This is a genomic window from Acetobacter pomorum, from assembly GCF_002738225.1.
Classification (GTDB): domain Bacteria; phylum Pseudomonadota; class Alphaproteobacteria; order Acetobacterales; family Acetobacteraceae; genus Acetobacter; species Acetobacter pomorum.
Genome location: NZ_PEBQ01000179.1, coordinates 1 through 1,488 on the forward strand (window position 1 = coordinate 1; position 1,488 = coordinate 1,488).

Here is a 1,488-nt window from a genome sequence, read left to right on the forward strand (position 1 = left end):
TCTTGGATAATTAGAAATAAGTGAAACCAAATTATTATATGTAGTATTTTCTACAACATAATTAATGTCTGTAATACAATGTTTATAAATATCATCTAGCTTATTTGTATATATATCCTGAATTTTTAAAGAATCTATAAAATTGAATTCGTCAATAACGTTAAATAGCCTTTCAGTTATCTCTTTTCTCATTCTATTTTTACGTATTCCTGTTCTATCGATTTCAGGTTTATTAATTTTCACCCTAATAAATTTTTCCTCATTATCATCACTAGAAGAATCTACTTTATTAGCTTTTGATAACGGCATATTATATTGATATTTCTCAATTTTTATAATTTTGTATTCTGGTTCAATTTCCTTGGCGTCTACGACAACTTCGACATCTCTATGAGGTAAAAAGTGTTTTTCCTCATGTTCGTCTACAATAGACCATCCAATTAATTTTTCAGATTTTTCAAGAAACTTATTAACACTGTTGTCATATTCAGTTACAATTTTATAATCTTGACGACTATGCGGAAACGCATTTAATAAAGTTAACGCCTTACGGTAGTATTCCTTAGATATATTTTTATAATTTTTTGCTTCAATGTCGTTTTTTTCATCCGTTCCTTTTTTCCAAAAATCCTTACTAAGTTGTAAATTCTCATAGATATTAAGCCATAAAATCGGCAGTTTACTGCCGTTTTTAGGGTGCATGTTGTATAATCTATCACAAATAGATTTAACAGAACGACCACCCCAAAAGCTGTATCCGCGTAATCCGAAGGCTGATAACTGTGATTTATGTCTCACCGCTTCATCGTCATAAGTCATTTCATCTGCATCAGTAACTTCAAGTGATTTTTTGATATAAGTCATTATGTAGGAAGCTGGTGATGCGGTTTCATCATCATCTTCATTTTTCTCAATTAATTTTAAGTCGTAACGGTGGTTTATTGCATCTTCACCATTCTTATTAACAGTATCTTCCGAACCTCCTGTTAATCTATTCAAGATTTTTGAGACAACATCGTAGGAGTTAATCATCGTAAGATTTTTACGGTCGTGAATTTGTGGGGGAAGAAAAAATAAAAAGTGAGTATGAGGGCATCCGTCTTCATGGAATTCAATGACTTTGAAACCAAACATACCCCTAAATTCCTTAACCTTTTTCAAATTGGCCCTGAAAAGACTAATTAAATCGGATAAATAGTTTTTGGTTTCATTGCAGTTATTTTTTTTAAATTGCCAATTTTTATTTTTTCGGCTTCCATGAGATTTAGGAGCGGGATGAAATTCAGGCGGTAGCGTAATAGTGCCAAAAAACGCGGATAATCCTGCATTTTCTGCTTCCGCTACATATGCCGAGGTAATAGCGTAAATGCTTGATAATCTTGCGTTTTTCTTCTTTTTTGTAATTTCATATAAGCTAATTTCTTCACCAGATTCAACAATACGCACTACAGCAGATTGTGCCCAATGCTTTGCTTTTTTTTCATCTTG

The 1,488-nt window shown here is 32.0% G+C and carries 1 protein-coding gene; it reads right to left on the bottom strand.

Going from position 1 to position 1,488, the window contains the following annotated elements; translation table 11 throughout:
* Nucleotides 1-1,488 (bottom strand): replication endonuclease (locus CSR02_RS14330; RefSeq protein ID WP_143225609.1); only part of this gene is annotated, 1,488 nt, incomplete at both ends.